Source organism: Deinococcus aetherius, assembly GCF_025997855.1.
Lineage (GTDB): Bacteria > Deinococcota > Deinococci > Deinococcales > Deinococcaceae > Deinococcus > Deinococcus aetherius.
Map to the genome: position 1 here is coordinate 297,501 of NZ_AP026560.1, position 15,731 is coordinate 313,231.

Here is a 15,731-nt window from a genome sequence, read left to right on the forward strand (position 1 = left end):
GGTCGAGCGCGCCGAAGGGCTCGTCCATCAGCAGGACGGGGGGGTCGGCGGCGAGCGCCCGCGCCACGCCCACCCGCTGCGCCTGGCCGCCGGAGAGTTCCCCGGGCCGCTTGTCGCGGTACGCGGCGGGGTCGAGCCCGACGAGCGCGAGCAGTTCGTCCACCCGTTCCCTCACCCGCCGCCGGTCCCAGCCCAGCAGCTCGGGCACGGTCGCCACGTTCCCCGCGACGCTCAGGTGCGGAAAGAGGCCGACCTGCTGGATCACGTACCCGATGCCCCGGCGTAACTGATCCGGGGGCAGGCTCCGCGTGTCACGTCCGCCGAGCAGAATCCGCCCCCCGTCCGGCTCGGTGAGGCGGTTGATCATCCGCAGGGTGGTGGTCTTTCCGCAGCCCGAGGGGCCGAGGAGCGCCGTGACCTCTCCCTCCGCGAAGGTGAGGGTGAGGTCGCGCACGGCGTACGTGGCGCCGTACCGTTTCTCCAGCCCGTGCAGCTCGATCACGCGCGGTCCCCCGGGGTGACCCGCCTCAGCCCGCGACCCAGCAGGGCCTCCAGCCCGCGCAGGGCTGCGTCCACGGCCACCGCGAGGAGCGCGGCGGGCACCGCGCCGAGCAGGATCAGGTCGGCGGCCCCGCTCTGAAGTCCCTTGAAGATATAGGTGCCCAGCCCACCCGCGCCGATCAGGGCGGCGACGGCGGCCACCCCCACGAGCAGCACCGCCGCCTGCCGCACGCCGCTGAGCCACACGGGGAGCGCGAGCGGCAGCCTCACCCGCCAGAAGACCTGGGAGGTGGTCATGCCCATCCCGCGCGCGGCGTCCACCACGTCGGGCGGGACCCCGTGCAGCCCCACCACCCCGCCGCGCAGCACAGGCAGCAGCGCGTACAGGGTCATCGCGCTCAGGGCGGGGGCCACCCCGATGCCCCGCACCCCCAGGTCGCGCAGGGCGGGCAGGGCGTTCGAGAGGGCCGAGAGCGGGGCGATCAGCAGCCCCAGCAGAGCGAGGCTGGGAATGGTCTGTACCGCGCCCGTCAGGCCGAGCAGCACGGCCGCCACCCGCTCACGCCCGCTGGCCCACACGGCCAGCGGCGCCCCCAGCCCCACGGCGAGGCCGAGCGCGCCCCCCACCAGCCGCAGGTGCGCCGCGAGTTCCTGCCCCCAGCGCGGGCCCTCCCCCCGCCCCTCGACGATCACCGACCAGGCCGAGAGGTGCCCGCCCAGCCCCAGGGCGAGGACGGCGGGCAGCCACGCCCACGTGAGGAGCCGCGCGCCGGGGGCAGGGGCGACCAGCCGCGCCCCGTACACGGCGATCCCCGCTCCCAGCAGGAAGAGCCACATCCCGCTCGCCGCGCTCGCCCGCGCGAAGTCGGCCTGACCGGCGATGGCCGCGCGGGTCTGCTCGCCCAGCACCCAGACGGCGGCCACGGGGGCGAGCGCGGCGAGCGGCGGAGTCAGGCGGGGGCGCAGCAGGGCGCCGAGCAGGGGCAACGCGGCGAGGCCCAGCAGCGCCAGGGTGAGCGCGGGGGGCAGCCGCAGGTACTCCCCGGGCGCGAGGCGGTTCGGGCGCAGGAGCACCCACGGAAGCAGCGCCCCTACCACCATCGGGAGGGCCGCGAGGACGAACACCGCGCGCACGTCCCCCGGCACGCCGCTCCAGGAGGAGGGGGCGGAAGCCGCGCTGGCCCCCGCCCCCTTCCTTCCCGGGGAGATCACGCCCTCACCCCGGGCTTGTCCCACCGGGGAAAGAAGCCGGGGAAAAAGCAGAGGGGACTGTTTCCAGAAGGGTTCCGTTCGGGCAGAACGGGCGCGTAAAGTTGAGCCAGCAGCACCGCGTCCCCTTCCGCTCTGGTGCTTCCCCGTTGGGCGCGCGAAGCCTCCCTGCTCAAAAGGGCGAGCATGTCACTTGATCAGCCCCTGGCCCTGAAGGTAAGTCCGCGCGACCTCCTGGGCCGTGCGGCCTTCGAGGGCCACCTGGGCGTTGAGGCGCTGGAGGGTCGCCTGGGTCAGGGTGGCGAAGGTCTTGTTCAGGAGGGCCTCGACCTGCGGGTACGCCTTCAGGGTGGCGGTGCGGATGAGCGGCGCGGGCTGGTAGACGGCCTGGGCGCCCCGGGGGTCTTTGAGGGCCACCAACTTCAACGCCGCGAGGCTGCCGTCGGTGCCGTAGGCCATCGCCGCGTTGACGCCGCTCGTGCCGCTCGCCGCCGCCTGCTGCGTCTGGGGAGGCGTCGCGCCCGCGAGCACGAGCTTCTGGTCGTTCCTGAGCTTGAAGCCGTATGCGGCCTCGAAGGCGGGCATGGTGTCGGGGCGGTTGAAAAACTCCGGGCTGCCCGCAATCTTGAACCGCCCGCCGCCCTTCAGATAACGGGCGAGGTCGGCCACGCTGCTCAGCTTCTGCGCCGCCGCAAGCGACCCCGGCACGGCGATCACCCAGGTGTTGTTCACGTTCGCGGGCCGGAGCCAGGTGATGCCGTTCCCCGCGTCGAGCCGCCGGGCCAGCGCGTAGATCACGCCCGGGTCGCCCGCCTGCTTGGCCCCGATCTTCGCCTCCGGGAAGAGGTACACCGCGTTGCCGGTGTACTCGGGGTACACGTCGATCTCGCCCGCCAGGATCGCCTTGCGGTTCACGCCCGTGTCACCGAGGTTGGTGCGGTCAGTCACCTCCAGCCCCGCATTCTTCAGGGTGAGCACGATCATCTGCCCGAGAATCTGCGCCTCGGGGTCGAGTTTGCTTCCCACGACGATGGGCCGGGCGGCGGCGCTCCCGATCAGCGCGGCCAGGGTCAGCGAGAGGACAGTCTTCATGGTGAGCCTCCGATGCGGCCTACCGTAGACGCCCCCCGGGGTGAGGCACGTGAGTCGGCTTACAAAGCGCGGCAGTAGGGAGGCGGGTCCCCGACCTGTCCGGGGGGCCCGCCTGGGGAGGAGGCGCCTAGAACGAGCCCTTGAGGGTCGTGGCGATCTTGAAGCGGATCTTGCGGCCCGCCGGAATCGTGATGCGCTCGCTTGTGCCGGGGCGCACCCCCTGGCGCTCGGCGGTCCGGGTCACGCTGAGGGTGCCCAGCCCCGGCAGCCCGACGCTCTTGCCCTCGCGCAGGGCGTCCACGACCACGCCCAGCAGGGACGCGACTGCCTGGCCCGCCTGCTTCTTGCTCAGGCTGGTCTGGTCGGCCACCATCTCGATAATCTGCGTCTTGGCGACCTTACCGCCCCCGTTGCTGCCCGTCCCGCCCTCGGCTCCGGCGGCCTCACCCTCGGCGGCCTTCTTGCTGCTGTTCCTTGCCATCGACATCCTCCAAGACAGTGGATTTGAGCGGCTCGAATGCACAGTAACACACATTTGAGGATGTGCAAGTCCAAAAACGCGCGCCAGATGCCGTTTTACCGGGTCAAGTCGATGTTCCCGCGAGGACAAAGGAGCGTCGGCGCCTGGTCGCAGAGTCGCGTGAGGGGACGGAGTTGTTCACAGCATCGTGAGGAGAACCACCCGACCTCAGAACGTGTCTGAACAGCCTCCTGATGGGGAGTGGAGCGCGCTGGGAGAGCGTTTGGGTTCCCCCCGTCTCCTGCGGAGCCGTCCCAGTCCCCCACAAGCGGAGAGGGGCAAAAAGACAGTCCCGATCTTGTCGAGGAGAAACGCTGCCGCCCTTTTCAAACACTCTCAGAGGGGAAGAGCTTCTCTTTCGGCCCGCAGCCCGATCACCCGCACCGCGCCGGAAAGCGCGTCGAAGGTCCACAGCCGTCCGCGCAGGGGCTCGCCGACGCCACCGAGCACCTTGAGGGCTTCCAGGGCCATCATGCTCCCGACCACGTTGGGCACGGGGCCCAGCACGCCCGCCTCCTCGCACGACTCGGCCTCGCCGGGGTCGGGGAACACGTCGCGCAGGCCGAGCCCGGGGCCGAACAGGCTCACCATGCCGCTCGTGCCGCTCGCCGCGCCCCACACCCACTCGCGCCCGGCCCGCGTGCAGGCGTCCGCGAGGGTGTAGCGCGCCCCGAAGTTGTCGGTGGCGTCCACGACGAGGTTTGATGGCGCGACCAGCCCGCCCACGTTCTCTCCCGTCAGGAAGGGGGCCGTCTCCACCCGCACGAAAGGGTTGATCGCCTGCGCCCGCGCCGCCGCGACCTCGGCCTTGGGCCGCCCCACGTCCGCCGCCGTGTAGAGGGTCTGGCGGTGCAGGTTGCTGGCGTCCACCGTGTCCCCGTCGGCGATCACGAGCCGCCCGACGCCCGCTCCGGCGAGCTGCGCGACGACCGGCCCACCCAGTCCCCCCGCCCCCACCACGAGGACCGAGGCCGAGCGCAGCCGCTCCTGGGCGCCCGCGCCCTGCCACTCGGGCACGATGAGCTGGCGCGAGTACCGCCGCAGTTCAGGGCGGGAGAGGCGGGGGAGGCCGGGCTCGGTCATGGGGGAAGTCTAGGGGAAGGGCCCACTCCCCACCGCCGCGCGGGGAACCTTCGGGGCGGGGCCTCCCCCACGCGTCCTAGAATGCGCGCTGACATGCTGCTCCTGGTCGCCCTGGCGTCTTTCCTGCTCGGCTCGCTCGTGGCGGGCGTGCTGTACTCCCGCGCGCTCGGGACCGACATCCGCGAGCGCGACCTGCCCGGCGCGAGCGGCACGTACCGCCAGCACGGCCTGGCGGCGGCGCTGGGGGTGACCGCTTTCGACATGGCGAAGGGCGCCGCCGCCGTGCTCCTCGCCCGCGCGCTGACCCCGGACTTCACCTGGGTGGCGACCCTGGGCGTGGTGCTCGGCCACTGCTACCCGGCCTTCTTCCGCTTCCGGGGGGGTGGGGGGATCGCGCCGCTGATGGGGGCGCTCCTCGTGACCGGGCCGCTCACCCTCTTCGGGATGCTGGCGTTCGGGCTGGCGGTCATGGTGCCGTACAAGGCCACCCTGCAAAAGCGGCTGGGGCTGAACGCCGTGCCCTTCGCCACCGCCCTCGCGGTGCCGGTCGGTCTGCTCCTGGCCGCGCGCTTCGGGGGCCTGCCCGACCTGCTCGCCGGGGGGGCGGCGATGGCCGTGCGCGCCGTGCACCTCCTCGCCTTTTCGGAGCGGCGCCCGGCGTGACGCGCGGGTCCCGGGCGCTGACGGCCTTGTCCCTGCTCGCCCTGACGGCGGGCGCGGCGGGGGCCGACGCCGTGCTGGAGGGCCGCACCTTGCGCTTCGAGGACGGGGCGCGGCTGCTGTGGTCGCGCACGTACCCGGACGAACTGGGCGAGTTGACCGGACCCGTGACGCTGGGGGAGAGCACCTACCTGGGCGTGGGCCCGGTGGTGTACGCGCTGGGGGGGCGGGGACAGGTCCGGGCCCGCTACGACCTGCCCGGGGAGGTGACGGCCCTCGACGCGGGCGGCGGCACCCTGCGGGTGAGTACCCGGGGTGAGGACTACACCGAACGCTTCACCCTGGGAGACCCCCGGGAGGGCGGCCGGGTGCAGGAACGGGTGGTCTTTCCGCCCGACCCCGGGGTCACCGGCTGGCTGGCCCGGGCGGCGGCCCTCGTGCCGGAGGGGAACCTCGCGCGGGCGGCGGCCGAGGACCCCACCAACCCCTTCCTGGCGCTGCGCGAGGCGCGGCTGGCGGCTGGGCGGGGGGACAACTTCGCCAGCCTGAACGCGGTGCGCCGCAGCCTGGGGGGTGACCTGCCCTTTCCCGCCTGGGTGGAGCTGGCCGCCGGGCTGGACGCCGCCGGGTTTCCCGCCGCTGCCGACCTCGCGCTCGACCGCGCCCGCCGGGACGCCGCCGCGCGCGGCCTCGACCCCGAGGTCAGCGTGAGCCGCGCGGCGCTCTTCGCCTACGGGAACCCCAGCGGGTACGTGGGCACCCTGCTGGGGCAGGGGCGGCTGGGCCGGGCCGAGGCGTGGATGCGTTACCTGCGCGAGCTGCACCCCCGCTTCGAGGGCGGGCCCGCCCTGTACACCCGCTACGCCTCGCTCCTCGACGCGCAGGGCCGGGGCGGCGAGGCCGAGGAGTGGCGGCAGTTCACGCGCTCGCTGCGGGCGGGCACCCTCTATAACCTCGGGGCGGAGGGTCCCCGGGTGGTGCGCGACGCCCTGCGGCTCGTGACGCTCGCGCTGCTCGTCTCGCTCGGGGCGGCCCTGCTCACCCTCACCCTGCGGGCGTGGCGGGCCCAGGGCGAGGACACCCGCCCGCTCGGGGGCCGCTGGGCGTCGTGGGGGCGCCATCCCCTCTCGCGGGCGCGGCGGGCGGTCGTCACCTACGCCGCGTTCGGCGAGCGGCTGGGGCTGGTGGCGCTCGCCGCCGGGCTGCTGACCGCCCTCGCCGGGTGGCAGTGGGCGAACACGACCGCCGCCCGGCTGCGCGCCCCCGCCCTGAACATCGGCACGTACGGCGGGGGCTGGTTCGCCGCCCGGCTCCAGGACCTCGACCTGCGCGCGGCACCCGACACGGCGCTCCTTTCTGGCCTCGCGGCGCAGCTCGACGGCGACGCTGCCACGGCCCGCGCCCGCTACGCCCGCGCGCCGGGCAACGCCTGCGCCCTGAACAACCTCGGGGTGATCGCGCAGGGGCGGGGCGACCTGCCGGGGGCGCGCGAGAATTGGCGCGCCGCCTTCGCCGCCCGCCCCGACCTCGCCGCCGCCGCGTACAACCTGGGGTTGCCGCCGACCACGCCGGGCACCGTCTTCCAGCGCACCTACCGCCCGGGCGAGCCCCGGCTGTGCTACCCCGACGACCGCAGCCTCGCCCGGGCGGTGAACGGCGACCTGAGCGTGACCCTGGCGCGCGACCTGCGGCGGCCCCTCTCCGTCCTGACTCCCGGGGCGGGCGGGAGCGTGCGCCTGGGTTGGGCGCTGCTCGCCGCCCTCGCGGGGCTGCTGGGCCTGACCCTGCTCCTGCTCGTGCCCCGCCCGCCGGGGGCCGCACGGCTGGGCCGCCCCGCCCTCTACCGCCTCGCCGCGCTCCTCCTCCCCGGCTCGGGCCTGCTGGAAGGCGCCTGGGGCGGCGTGCTCCTGCTCGCGTGGGGGGCGGCGCTGGCGGCCCTCGCGCCCCTGGCGGGTCTCACCCGCCCCCCCGCCTTCCTCGACCCCGCCCAGCCCGGCGTCCGCACCGTGCTGCTCGCGCTGCTGGCGGGCACCTACGGGGTCAACCTGGCCGCCCTCGTCGCGGCAGAGGTGAGGCACGCGCGGCGGAGGGGAGAGGACTGACCCTGGCCCTCACCTCCTTCGGAGGATGCCCACCTTTCCTTCATCCTCGGGAAGAGTTGGTTCCCCGGTGGGTGGAAAAGGGAGATCTCGCGCTCAGGCACGATGTCTCCGACCCTTCCCACCCGTGCCGAACCCCGGCAGGAAAGGGACGGAAATGCCCAGACGCGGGTCAGCTTCGCCCCGCATACTTCGCGGGTGCCTGTGCGCTTCTTCCCCTCCACGTCCACCCCCCGCACCTTGACAAGGCGCTTCCTCTCCCCGGCCCGCGCCCTGCTCGCCGCACTCGCGCTGGGCCTGCCCGCTTCCGCCGCCGCCCTGGGGGCCGTGCAACTCACGGTCACGACCGACCAGCCCGCCGCCTTCCTAAACGGGGAGGCCGCCACCTTCGCCGCCCCGCCGCGCCTGATCGGGGGGCGCGTGATGCTGCCGCTGCGCGAGACGGCGGCCCTGCTGGGGCAGACGCTGGGCACCGGCGCCGGGCAGGTGCAGCTCGGTCGGCTGACGGTAGACCCCGCCCGGGGCGCCGCCTTCCTCGCCGGCGCCCTCCAGCCCGAGGGCAGCGTCGCCACCGTGGGCACCACCCTGTACGTCAGCGCCCGGCTCCTCGCCGACGCCCTGAACGCGAACCTGAGCGTCGAGGACAATGGCCGGACCCTGACACTGACGGCGCTGCGCGAGGGCGGCAATCCCCTCGCCCCGCAGGCCCGCTTCTCGACCGACAAGGGCGTGTACGCCCCCGGCGAACGGGTGATCTTCACCGACTACCCCTTCGACCCCGACGGGGCCGACATCGTGAGCCGCCGTTGGGCCGGGCGGCAGGAGGTGTACTTCCAGCCCGGTACGTACACCGTCACCCTCCAGGTCACGAACAGCCGGGGCCTCCAGAGCACGCCCTTTTCCCGCATGATCCGGGTGGAGGGCACGCCGGTGGACTCCCCGCTCTCGTACGCCCTGAAGTACGCCGAGCCCGGCGACCGCTTCCCCGACCCCCAGGTGCTGAGTTACCCCTCCGCCCCCGTTCAGACGGTCGCGGGACCCGGTTCCCCGCTGCTGTTCAGCGACAGCCCCGAGGCCCCCACCCAGAGCGGCATCCTGTACCAGGACACGGTGGCGGGTCGGGCGCGGCTCCTCGCCTACCACCTCAACTCGCTGGGGCGGCCCGCGCGGCTGTACGTGCTCGCGCGCAACCTGGAGCCCCGCACGGTCGAGGTGCGCACCGAGCGGCTGGGCGAGACGGCCCCCACCCGCATCGAGGGCCTCCTCGGGCAGGTCACCCTGCTCGACTACTTCGCGGGGGCGGGGGCCCACACCCTCACCGTTCCGGCCGGGGGGAGCGTTCCCGTGTACGCCAGCCCCACCCTCGGGCCGGGCACGGGGGTGAACGTCCTGCAAGACCTCACCACGTCGGGGCGGGTGGAACTCACCTTCCTGATGCTGGAGGAAAGCCTGCCCCCCACCGCGCAGGTCGCCCAGCAGCTCCCGTACCTCCAGCCCGACGGCCGCCACCAGCGCGGCACCTTTCCGAACGCCGTCCGCTCGCTACGGGTGAACCTCACCACCCTGCCCGCGCGCATCGTGATCGGGGACGGACAGGTCGACCCCGCCGTCACCGGGACCGACGTGCTCACCGGGCAGCCCCAGCGCCTGCTCGGCAACTACGGGGTGCTGTACGACCTGGAGGTGAGCGGCGCGGCGGGCACCGCCGTGGCCCTCAGCCCGCGCGGGGGCCTGTACCGGGGCGCGATGAACGTGCAGGACGGCCCCCTGAGCCAGACGATCAAGCTGCCCCGGAGCGGCAACGCCCTGACCCCCGACCAGCCCGTCTTGCTGTGGCGCTCGCAGACCGACCGCCTCAACATCGACTTCGTGCCCGCCAGCGGGAGCAACCTGCCCGTCAGCCTGATCTTCTACCGCGCCCGGACCGGGCCAGGGGTGGACGTGGGGCTCAAGACGTACCAGCCCTGAACGTCGAAAGGGGCGGGGCGGGGGATGCCTGAACTCCTCCGCCCTCTTCGACCGCCTTTAATCCTTTTCCTCGAAATACTCGAAGCGGAAGGTCCCGATCTCCACCGTGTCGCCCTCACGCGCCCCGGCCCGCTTGAGGGCGTTGTAGAGCCCCTGCCGCTTGAACAGCGAGAGGTACTCGGCGGCGTCCTCCAGGTGGCGGGCGAAGCGCACGATGCGCTCCTCGAAGCCCCCGCCGTGCACTTCCCACACGCGCTCGGGTGCCTCGCCCGGCTTCTCCGGGGCGTCCTCGCGGAAGGTGACGCTGAGGGGTTCTTCGCGCACCTCCTCCGTCTCGACCTCCAGCGCGTGTGTCTGCGCCCACAGCTCGCGGTCGGGGAGAAGCTGGAAGAGGGCGTCCCTCAGCTCGCCCAGGCCGGTCCCCTCCTTCGCGCTCACCCGGAAGATGGGCAGGCCGAAGCCCGCCAACTCGTCCTCCGCGAAGGCGGCGAGGTCGGCGTCCACGAGTTCGACCTTGTTCAGCGCTACGCAGGCCACGTTCTCCAGCAGGCTGGGGTCGTACGCCTGGAGCTCGGCCTGAAGCTGGCGCATCTCATTCACCGGGTCGCGGGTCACGTCGAGGACGTACACGAGAAGCCGGGTGCGGCTGATGTGCCGTAGAAACTCCAGCCCCAGCCCCTTGCCCTCCGACGCCCCCTCGATGATGCCGGGGATGTCCGCCATCGTCAGCCGTTCCTCCCCGCCTGGGCGCTCCACGACGCCCAGAATGGGGGAGAGGGTGGTGAAGGGGTAATCCGCGATGGCCGGGTTCGCCCGGGAGAGGGCCGCGAGCAGGCTGCTCTTGCCCGCGTTGGGGTAGCCCACCAGGCCCACGTCCGCGATGAGTCGCAGTTCCAGCCGCACCCGCCGCTTCTCGCCCGGCGTGCCGAGTTCGGCGAAGCGCGGAGCCTGCCGGGTGCTCGACACGAAGGTGGAGTTGCCGCGCCCGCCGAAGCCGCCCCTGGCGATCACCTTCTCCTGTCCCACCCGCACGAGGTCGGCGATGACCTTGCCCGTGTCGCTGTCGAAGGCGGTCGTGCCCACCGGGACCTCGATCACCACGTCCTGCCCGTCGGAGCCCTGGCGCAGTCGGCCTTCCCCGTAGGCGCCGTTCTCGGCCTTGAACTTGCGGCGCCCGACGAGCCGCTCCAGGCTCTCGACGCCCTCGATGGCGCGCAGGATCACGCCGCCGCCGCGACCGCCGTGGCCGCCGTCGGGGCCGCCCTTTTCCAGGTACTTGGCGCGGTGGAAGCTCATGCTCCCGTCGCCGCCCTTCCCGGCCTGGACCTCGATGTCCAGCACGTCTCGAAATGCCATAGCCTTCACCTCACTTCAGACATCAAACTGCAAAAGAACACGCCCCGCCGCGTCGTGGGCAGGGCGTGCCTGAAAGCGCCGTTTCCGGGAAGCGCCGTGCTCAGTCGGCGGCGACCGTCGCGCTGGCGGCCTGGACGCCGATGAAGCGGCCCTTCTCTCCCCGGTTGGTGAACACGACCTGCCCGTCCGTCAGCGCGAACAGGGTGTGGTCGCGGCCCATTCCCACATTCGGGCCCGCCTTGAACTTCGTGCCGCGCTGGCGCACGAGGATGTTGCCCGCGACGACCTGCTCGCCGCCGAACTTCTTCACGCCCAGGTACTTGGGATTGCTGTCGCGCCCGTTCTTGGACGAACCTACGCCTTTCTTGTGTGCCATGTCAGTCTCTCCTTACCCCTGGCTGTGTCAGCTCTGAATGCCCAGAATCCGGATCGCCGTGAAGCCCTGGCGGTGCCCGTTGCGGCGGCGGTACTGGATGCCGCTCTTGTACTTGCGGATGTAGATCTTCTTGCCCAGGCCATGCTCCACGACCTCGGCCTGCACCGTGAAGCGGCCCGCGTCCTGCCCGAACACGGCCTGCTCGCCGCCCACGAAGAGGGGGGTCAGGCTGAGCTGGTCGCCCGCCGCGCCCTGGAGATTCTCGACGCGCACCACGTCGCCTTCCTGCACGCGGTACTGCTTGCCGCCGCTCTGAATGATCGCAAACATCTTTCCTCCTGCCGCGCCCGCCCGAAAAACGCTGCTTCGGACACGCGCTCATGGTTCCTGTGAACCGAGTCAGCCCCACCACGGGGGCGAGTCACCAGTGGAAAATCCTAGCACACGGCCAGCGGGCAGGCCAAACGCGGACGGCGCCCGAACCGGAAAGGGAACACCGGAACGAGCAGAGCACCACCCACCCCACGAGGGGGCGTTTTTCTCGGTGATGTGCCGTCCGTTGTCTCCCCGCGTGTCCTCGCGGTACACGCCCGCTCACCTGGTGGGGTGAGCCTCTTCCCGGTTGACCTCCAGGCGGGGCGAGGTGCCCCGAACCAGGGGAGAGTGTAGAGGATGGGCGGGGGGAGGTGAAGGGCTGGGGTTGTTGGGATGGCTGGGGCGGTCACCCCCACCCGGCCTCCCCCCTCAAGGGGGAGGAGAAAATAAAAAGACGACCCCTTGAGTTGGTCATCTGCTGGCGGAAGGTTGCATGAGCCAAGGAACCCTCACCCGCCCCATACCGTATCTATCCCCGTGACCTCTCGACTTCGGCTGTTCTGGCGGGACGCGCTGGCGCTGCTGTTCGCGGTGGGGGACCGTCGCACGCCGGGACGGGTGCGGCTGGCGGCCCTGCTCGCCCTCGCCTACGCGCTGAGCCCGGTGGACCTCCTGCCCGACCTGACGCCGGTGCTGGGGGTGGGAGACGACCTGATCGTGGTGCCGACGATCCTGGCGCTGGCGGCGCGCGGGCTGCCTGCCCCGGTACTGGCGGACGCGCGGGCGCGGAGTCTAGGCCTCCAGCGGCGCCTGCCCTGGGTGCTGCCGGTGTTGGGGGGGAGTGTCCTTGTCGGCATGGGCCTGCTCGGCTGGGCGCTCCTGCGCGGTCTGAGCGGTTAACACCCGTTTGACCTCGCCGCCTAGACTGACGCCCATGCGTCTGCTGTTCGTCGAGGACGACCCCCGCATCGCCGAACCGACCCTGGGCGCCCTGCGCGAGGCGGGGTACACGGCCACCTGGGCCCGGAGCGGAACCGAGGGCCTGGAGGCCGCCCTGCTCGGCGACTTTCCGCTGATCGTGCTCGACGTGATGCTGCCGGGGATGGACGGCTTCGCGGTGGCGCGGGAGTTGCGCGGGGCGGGGGTGGACGCGCCCATCCTCTTCCTGACGGCGCGGGGTGAACTCGCCGACCGGGTGCAGGGCCTCGACCTCGGCGGGGACGCCTACCTCGTCAAGCCCTTCGCGGTGCCCGAACTCCTCGCTACCCTGCGGGCCCTTTCCCGCCGGGAGCGGGGGCAGGGGGCGCCGCGCGTGTCCTTTGCGGGCGGGCGCGGCACCCTCGACACGGTGGCGCGCACGGTAACCTGGGACGGGGAAGAGGTCGCCGTGACGGGCCGCGAGTACGCCCTGATCGAGACGCTGGCCCTCTCGCCCGAGCGCTGGTTCACCCGCGAGGAACTCCTCGACCGGGTGTGGGGCCCCGAGTTCGGCGGCGAGGCGCGCATCGTGGACGTGTACGTGCGCTACCTGCGCCGCAAACTCGCGCCTGAGGCGGTGACGAGCGAGCGCGGGCGGGGCTACCGGGTGGAGCGGTAAGGTGACCGTGCTGCAAACCGACCGCCTGACCCTGCGGCGCTTCACGGAGGCCGACGGGGACCTGCTGTGGGACCTCGACCGCGATCCCGCCGTCATGCGTTTCCTCAACGGCGGACGGCCTACCCCGCGCGAGGTCGTCCGGGAGAAGGTGCTGCCCGGCATTCTGGCCGAGTACGGGCGTTGGGAGGCATATGGCCGCTGGGCTGCCGAGGAGCGGGAGACCGGGGAGTTCCTGGGCTGGTTCGCCCTGCGGCCCGTCGAGGAGGACCCCGGCAGCCTGGAACTCGGCTACCGGCTGAAACGGTCAGCCTGGGGCCAGGGCTATGGGGCGGAGGGGGCACGCGCCCTAGTGCGCCTGGCCTTCGCCCAACCTGGGGTGGAGCGCGTCGTCGCCTCCACCATGACCGTCAACGTGGCTTCCCGGCGGGTGATGGAGAAGGCCGGGCTGAGGCTCGTGCGGACCTTCTTCCAGGACTGGCCCGAGGTGATCGAGGGTTCGGAGGCGGGAGACGTGGAGTACGCCCTCACGCGGGCAGAGTGGCAAGGGGCGCCGGGCGGTCGTGTCCTCTAAACCCCACCTCACCCTGCGCGCCCGGCTCGCGCTGTGGGCGGCGCTGGCGACGGGGCTGGCGGTGGCGCTCGTGGCGGCGGGGCTTTTTTTCGCGGTGAACTCGTTCCTCTTCGCGGCGCAGCGCGACCGGCTGACCGGGGCGGTGGGTGCCGTGCAGGCGCGGGTGGAATCGGCGCTGGGGCGGGGGGAGGACCTCTTCGGGGCGCTGCTCGGCGACACGCTGGGCCCGGCGGACCTGGAGGGCATCCTCGACGCCGACCCCCAGACCCGGAGCCTCGACGTGCGGCTCATCACCGTGGGTGGGGGAGAGGTGCGGGCGGTCAGCACCCGGCGCTTCCCGGAGGGTGTTCCACGCGGGTTGCGCCCCGGCACCTACCGGGCGGGAGATCGTCTGGTCGCCGTGCGGATCGTCTCGGGGGGCCGGGCCGCCCTCACCGTGGTGAGCGACGCGCGGGCGCTGGGGGAGGCCAGAACGGCCTTCGCGCGGGCGCTGTGGGTGCTCGTGCCGCTCGCGCTGGGGCTGTCCCTGCTCGTGGGCTGGACGGTCGCCGGGCGGCTCCTCGCCCCGGTGCGGGCGCTGGAGGGCGCGGCGCGCGAGATCGGGGTGGGCGGCGACTTGCGGCGACCCGTGCCCGGGGCGGGGCCGGGAGACGAACTCTCGCGGCTGGCGCTCACCCTCCAGGGAACGTTCGCCCGCCTCGCCGAGGCCCGAGAACGCGAGCAGGACTTCGTGCGGGCCGCCGCCCACGACCTGCGCAGTCCCCTCGCCGCCCTGACGGCCCGGGTGGACGCGACCCTCGCCCGCGACCGGGAGGCCGGGCGCTACCGGGCGGAGTTGCGTGAGATCGGCACCGACATCGCCCGCCTCGCCACCCTCGCCGACCACCTCCTGCTCCTCGCCCGCGACGCCTCGGCCATGACGCGGGAGAGCGTGCCGCTGCGCGACCTCGCCGCCGACGCCGTGGACCGCGCCCGCGAACTCGACCCCGAGGCAGATGTGGACCTCGTGGCCCCGCAGGCGGTGACGGTGGCGGGTGACCGGGTGCTCCTGGGGCAGGCGATCTGGAACCTGACCGTCAACGCCGTGCGGCACGCGCCGGGGGCGACGGTCACGGTGACGGTGGGGGACGGCTCCGGCGGGGCCACGGTCGAGGTGCGCGACGACGGCCCCGGCGTTCCCCCCGATGTGCTTGCCCGGCTGGGCGAACCCTTCTACCGCCCGGACGCGAGCCGCAGCGCGGCGGGAGGGCAGAGTGGGCACGGCCTGGGCCTCGCGCTCGTGCGGCGCGCGGCGGGGTTGCACGGCGGCTCCCTGACGCTGGAGAGCGCGCCGGGGAAGGGCTTCACGGCCACCCTGCGCCTGCCCGCCTCTCCCCCCGCGTTGCCCCCGGCAGGGAGCGCGGGTGCCGAGGAACGGGTGCTACGCTCACGGGCATGAGTTCCCGTCACGCCGGGCCAGACGTCACTTCCCCGGTCACCGCCCCCTTTCCGCCGCCGGGCCCGCGCTGGAGCGCCGTGGTCCTTGGCGGCGGCGACCCCGGCGACCCCTTCGCGTCGGCCCACGGGGTCCCGGTCAAGGCGCTCATCCCGGTGGGGGGCGAGCCGATGGCCCTGCACGTGCTGCGCGCCCTGCGGGGGAGCGGGCGGGTCTCGCGCGTCGCTTACGTGGGCCCGACCACCCCCGAACTCGACCCCTGGATCGACGAGCGCGTGACCGACCACGGCACCCTGCTCAGCAACCTGGAGGCAGGGGTGGAGGCCCTGGCGGGAATGGGTCTCTCGCCCGGCGAGCGCGTCCTCGTCGCCACCGCCGACATTCCCCTCCTCACCTCGGAACAACTCGCGCAGGTGCTCGCCGCCGCGCCGGAAGGTGCCGCCCTCGTCTACCCGGTCGTCCGCCGCGAGGACTGCGAGCGGGCCTTCCCCGGGATGCGCCGCACCTACGCCCGGCTGCGCGACGGCACCTTCACGGGCGGCAACGTCTTCCTGCTCGACCCACGCCTGATCGGCCAGTTCCTCCCCCGGCTGCGCGAAGTCCTCGCTGCCCGCAAGGCCCCCTTCAAACTCGCCCGGCTGATCGGTCCCGGCGTGCTGGTGCGGCTCCTGCTCGGACGCCTCACCGTCCGCGAGTTGGAGGCCCGCGTGAGCGCCATCCTCGGCGTGCCCGCCCGCGCCCTGATCACCCCGCACGCCGCCATCGGCAACGATGTGGACCAGGAGGCCGACCTGGGGCTGGCCGAGGCGCACCTGCGGGCCGTGCAGGACGGCTCTCGCCCTGCCCCGCCGCCGCAATCCTGACTTCCAAACTCGGCTTTTTTGCGTCCCGGCGCACAAAAACCCTGACTAGCCCGGTGGGGGAGTGTCCTTGTCAGCCCCCCGGGGGT

16 protein-coding genes (1 of these 16 only partly in view) are annotated in these 15,731 nt (G+C 73.1%); 8 read left to right on the forward strand and 8 right to left on the reverse strand.

Annotated features, from left to right (window positions below; all coding sequences use genetic code 11):
* The 5 genes from DAETH_RS01460 to DAETH_RS01480 all read right to left on the reverse strand — a co-directional run.
* Positions 1–502 carry the 5' portion of an ABC transporter ATP-binding protein gene (locus tag DAETH_RS01460; RefSeq protein WP_264776181.1) on the reverse strand. The gene continues 428 nt to the left of window position 1, outside the view, so the window shows 502 of its 930 coding nt (coding positions 1–502); it begins with the start codon at positions 500–502; its stop codon lies off the left edge, out of view.
* Positions 499–1,713 (reverse strand): ABC transporter permease, encoded by a 1,215-nt coding sequence (locus DAETH_RS01465; RefSeq protein ID WP_319993726.1) that lies wholly within the window; start codon positions 1,711–1,713, stop codon positions 499–501. Before DAETH_RS01465 ends, DAETH_RS01460 begins: the two co-directional genes overlap by 4 nt.
* 186 nt (positions 1,714–1,899) lie before the next feature.
* A complete protein-coding gene (locus DAETH_RS01470) occupies positions 1,900–2,802 on the reverse strand; it encodes an ABC transporter substrate-binding protein (protein ID WP_264776182.1) in 903 nt (300 codons plus the stop codon).
* Positions 2,803–2,929: 127 nt separating this feature from the next.
* The gene (locus DAETH_RS01475; protein ID WP_264776183.1) at positions 2,930–3,283 is read right to left on the reverse strand and encodes an HU family DNA-binding protein; all 354 of its coding nucleotides are present in this window, start codon (positions 3,281–3,283) and stop codon (positions 2,930–2,932) included.
* Positions 3,284–3,658: 375 nt separating this feature from the next.
* Positions 3,659–4,405, reverse strand: a complete 747-nt coding sequence (locus DAETH_RS01480; RefSeq protein WP_264776184.1) for a HesA/MoeB/ThiF family protein — start codon at positions 4,403–4,405, stop codon at positions 3,659–3,661.
* Between the two features lie 93 nt (positions 4,406–4,498).
* Here DAETH_RS01480 and DAETH_RS01485 point away from each other — a divergent pair, with 93 nt between their 5' ends.
* From DAETH_RS01485 to DAETH_RS01495, 3 genes are all read left to right on the forward strand, one after another.
* The gene (locus tag DAETH_RS01485) at positions 4,499–5,068 is read left to right on the forward strand and encodes a glycerol-3-phosphate acyltransferase (RefSeq protein ID WP_264776185.1); all 570 of its coding nucleotides are present in this window, start codon (positions 4,499–4,501) and stop codon (positions 5,066–5,068) included.
* Positions 5,065–7,167 carry a hypothetical protein gene (locus DAETH_RS01490; RefSeq protein WP_264776186.1) on the forward strand — a complete coding sequence of 701 codons (2,103 nt, stop codon included), beginning with the start codon at positions 5,065–5,067 and terminating at the stop codon, positions 7,165–7,167. The genes DAETH_RS01485 and DAETH_RS01490 overlap by 4 nt, the downstream gene beginning before the upstream one ends.
* Positions 7,168–7,437: 270 nt before the next feature.
* Positions 7,438–9,132 carry a copper amine oxidase N-terminal domain-containing protein gene (locus tag DAETH_RS01495; RefSeq protein ID WP_264777364.1) on the forward strand — a complete coding sequence of 565 codons (1,695 nt, stop codon included), beginning with the start codon at positions 7,438–7,440 and terminating at the stop codon, positions 9,130–9,132.
* 57 nt (positions 9,133–9,189) lie between these two features.
* Here DAETH_RS01495 and obgE read toward each other — a convergent pair whose 3' ends face one another.
* The 3 genes from obgE to rplU all read right to left on the reverse strand — a co-directional run bounded on the left by obgE (position 9,190) and on the right by rplU (position 11,194).
* Positions 9,190–10,488: a GTPase ObgE gene (gene obgE / locus DAETH_RS01500; protein WP_264776187.1), complete on the reverse strand. Its 1,299-nt coding sequence runs from the start codon at positions 10,486–10,488 to the stop codon at positions 9,190–9,192.
* Positions 10,489–10,588: 100 nt separating this feature from the next.
* A complete protein-coding gene (rpmA, locus tag DAETH_RS01505; protein WP_264776188.1) occupies positions 10,589–10,864 on the reverse strand; it encodes a 50S ribosomal protein L27 in 276 nt (91 codons plus the stop codon).
* A 27-nt stretch (positions 10,865–10,891) separates the two neighbouring features.
* On the reverse strand, positions 10,892–11,194 hold the full coding sequence (gene rplU / locus DAETH_RS01510) for a 50S ribosomal protein L21 (protein WP_264776189.1): 303 nt from the start codon (positions 11,192–11,194) through the stop codon (positions 10,892–10,894).
* Between the two features lie 522 nt (positions 11,195–11,716).
* Here rplU and DAETH_RS01515 point away from each other — a divergent pair.
* Genes DAETH_RS01515 through mobA form a run of 5 tightly spaced genes read left to right on the forward strand, consistent with a single transcriptional unit; the run spans position 11,717 to position 15,645 of the window.
* Complete coding sequence (locus DAETH_RS01515; protein WP_264776190.1) at positions 11,717–12,079, forward strand: YkvA family protein; 363 nt, start codon at positions 11,717–11,719, stop codon at positions 12,077–12,079.
* Positions 12,080–12,113: 34 nt separating this feature from the next.
* Complete coding sequence (locus tag DAETH_RS01520; protein WP_264776191.1) at positions 12,114–12,776, forward strand: response regulator transcription factor; 663 nt, start codon at positions 12,114–12,116, stop codon at positions 12,774–12,776.
* 1 nt (position 12,777) lies between these two features.
* Complete coding sequence (locus DAETH_RS01525; RefSeq protein WP_264776192.1) at positions 12,778–13,347, forward strand: GNAT family N-acetyltransferase; 570 nt, start codon at positions 12,778–12,780, stop codon at positions 13,345–13,347.
* Complete coding sequence (locus tag DAETH_RS01530; protein ID WP_264776193.1) at positions 13,337–14,785, forward strand: sensor histidine kinase; 1,449 nt, start codon at positions 13,337–13,339, stop codon at positions 14,783–14,785. Before DAETH_RS01525 ends, DAETH_RS01530 begins: the two co-directional genes overlap by 11 nt.
* On the forward strand, positions 14,782–15,645 hold the full coding sequence (gene mobA / locus DAETH_RS01535; protein ID WP_264776194.1) for a molybdenum cofactor guanylyltransferase: 864 nt from the start codon (positions 14,782–14,784) through the stop codon (positions 15,643–15,645). Before DAETH_RS01530 ends, mobA begins: the two co-directional genes overlap by 4 nt.
* Positions 15,646–15,731: the final 86 nt, after the last annotated feature.

What these genes read in the sequence shown, in the direction of transcription:
- DAETH_RS01470 (WP_264776182.1), bottom strand. Translation starts at nt 2,802, where the DNA reads ATGAAGACTGTCCTCTCGCTGACCCTGGCCGCGCTGATCGGGAGCGCC.
- DAETH_RS01475 (WP_264776183.1), bottom strand. Translation starts at nt 3,283, where the DNA reads ATGGCAAGGAACAGCAGCAAGAAGGCCGCCGAGGGTGAGGCCGCCGGA.
- DAETH_RS01480 (WP_264776184.1), bottom strand. Translation starts at nt 4,405, where the DNA reads ATGACCGAGCCCGGCCTCCCCCGCCTCTCCCGCCCTGAACTGCGGCGG.
- DAETH_RS01485 (WP_264776185.1), top strand. Translation starts at nt 4,499, where the DNA reads ATGCTGCTCCTGGTCGCCCTGGCGTCTTTCCTGCTCGGCTCGCTCGTG.
- obgE (WP_264776187.1), bottom strand. Translation starts at nt 10,488, where the DNA reads ATGGCATTTCGAGACGTGCTGGACATCGAGGTCCAGGCCGGGAAGGGC.
- rpmA (WP_264776188.1), bottom strand. Translation starts at nt 10,864, where the DNA reads ATGGCACACAAGAAAGGCGTAGGTTCGTCCAAGAACGGGCGCGACAGC.
- rplU (WP_264776189.1), bottom strand. Translation starts at nt 11,194, where the DNA reads ATGTTTGCGATCATTCAGAGCGGCGGCAAGCAGTACCGCGTGCAGGAA.
- DAETH_RS01520 (WP_264776191.1), top strand. Translation starts at nt 12,114, where the DNA reads ATGCGTCTGCTGTTCGTCGAGGACGACCCCCGCATCGCCGAACCGACC.
- mobA (WP_264776194.1), top strand. Translation starts at nt 14,782, where the DNA reads ATGAGTTCCCGTCACGCCGGGCCAGACGTCACTTCCCCGGTCACCGCC.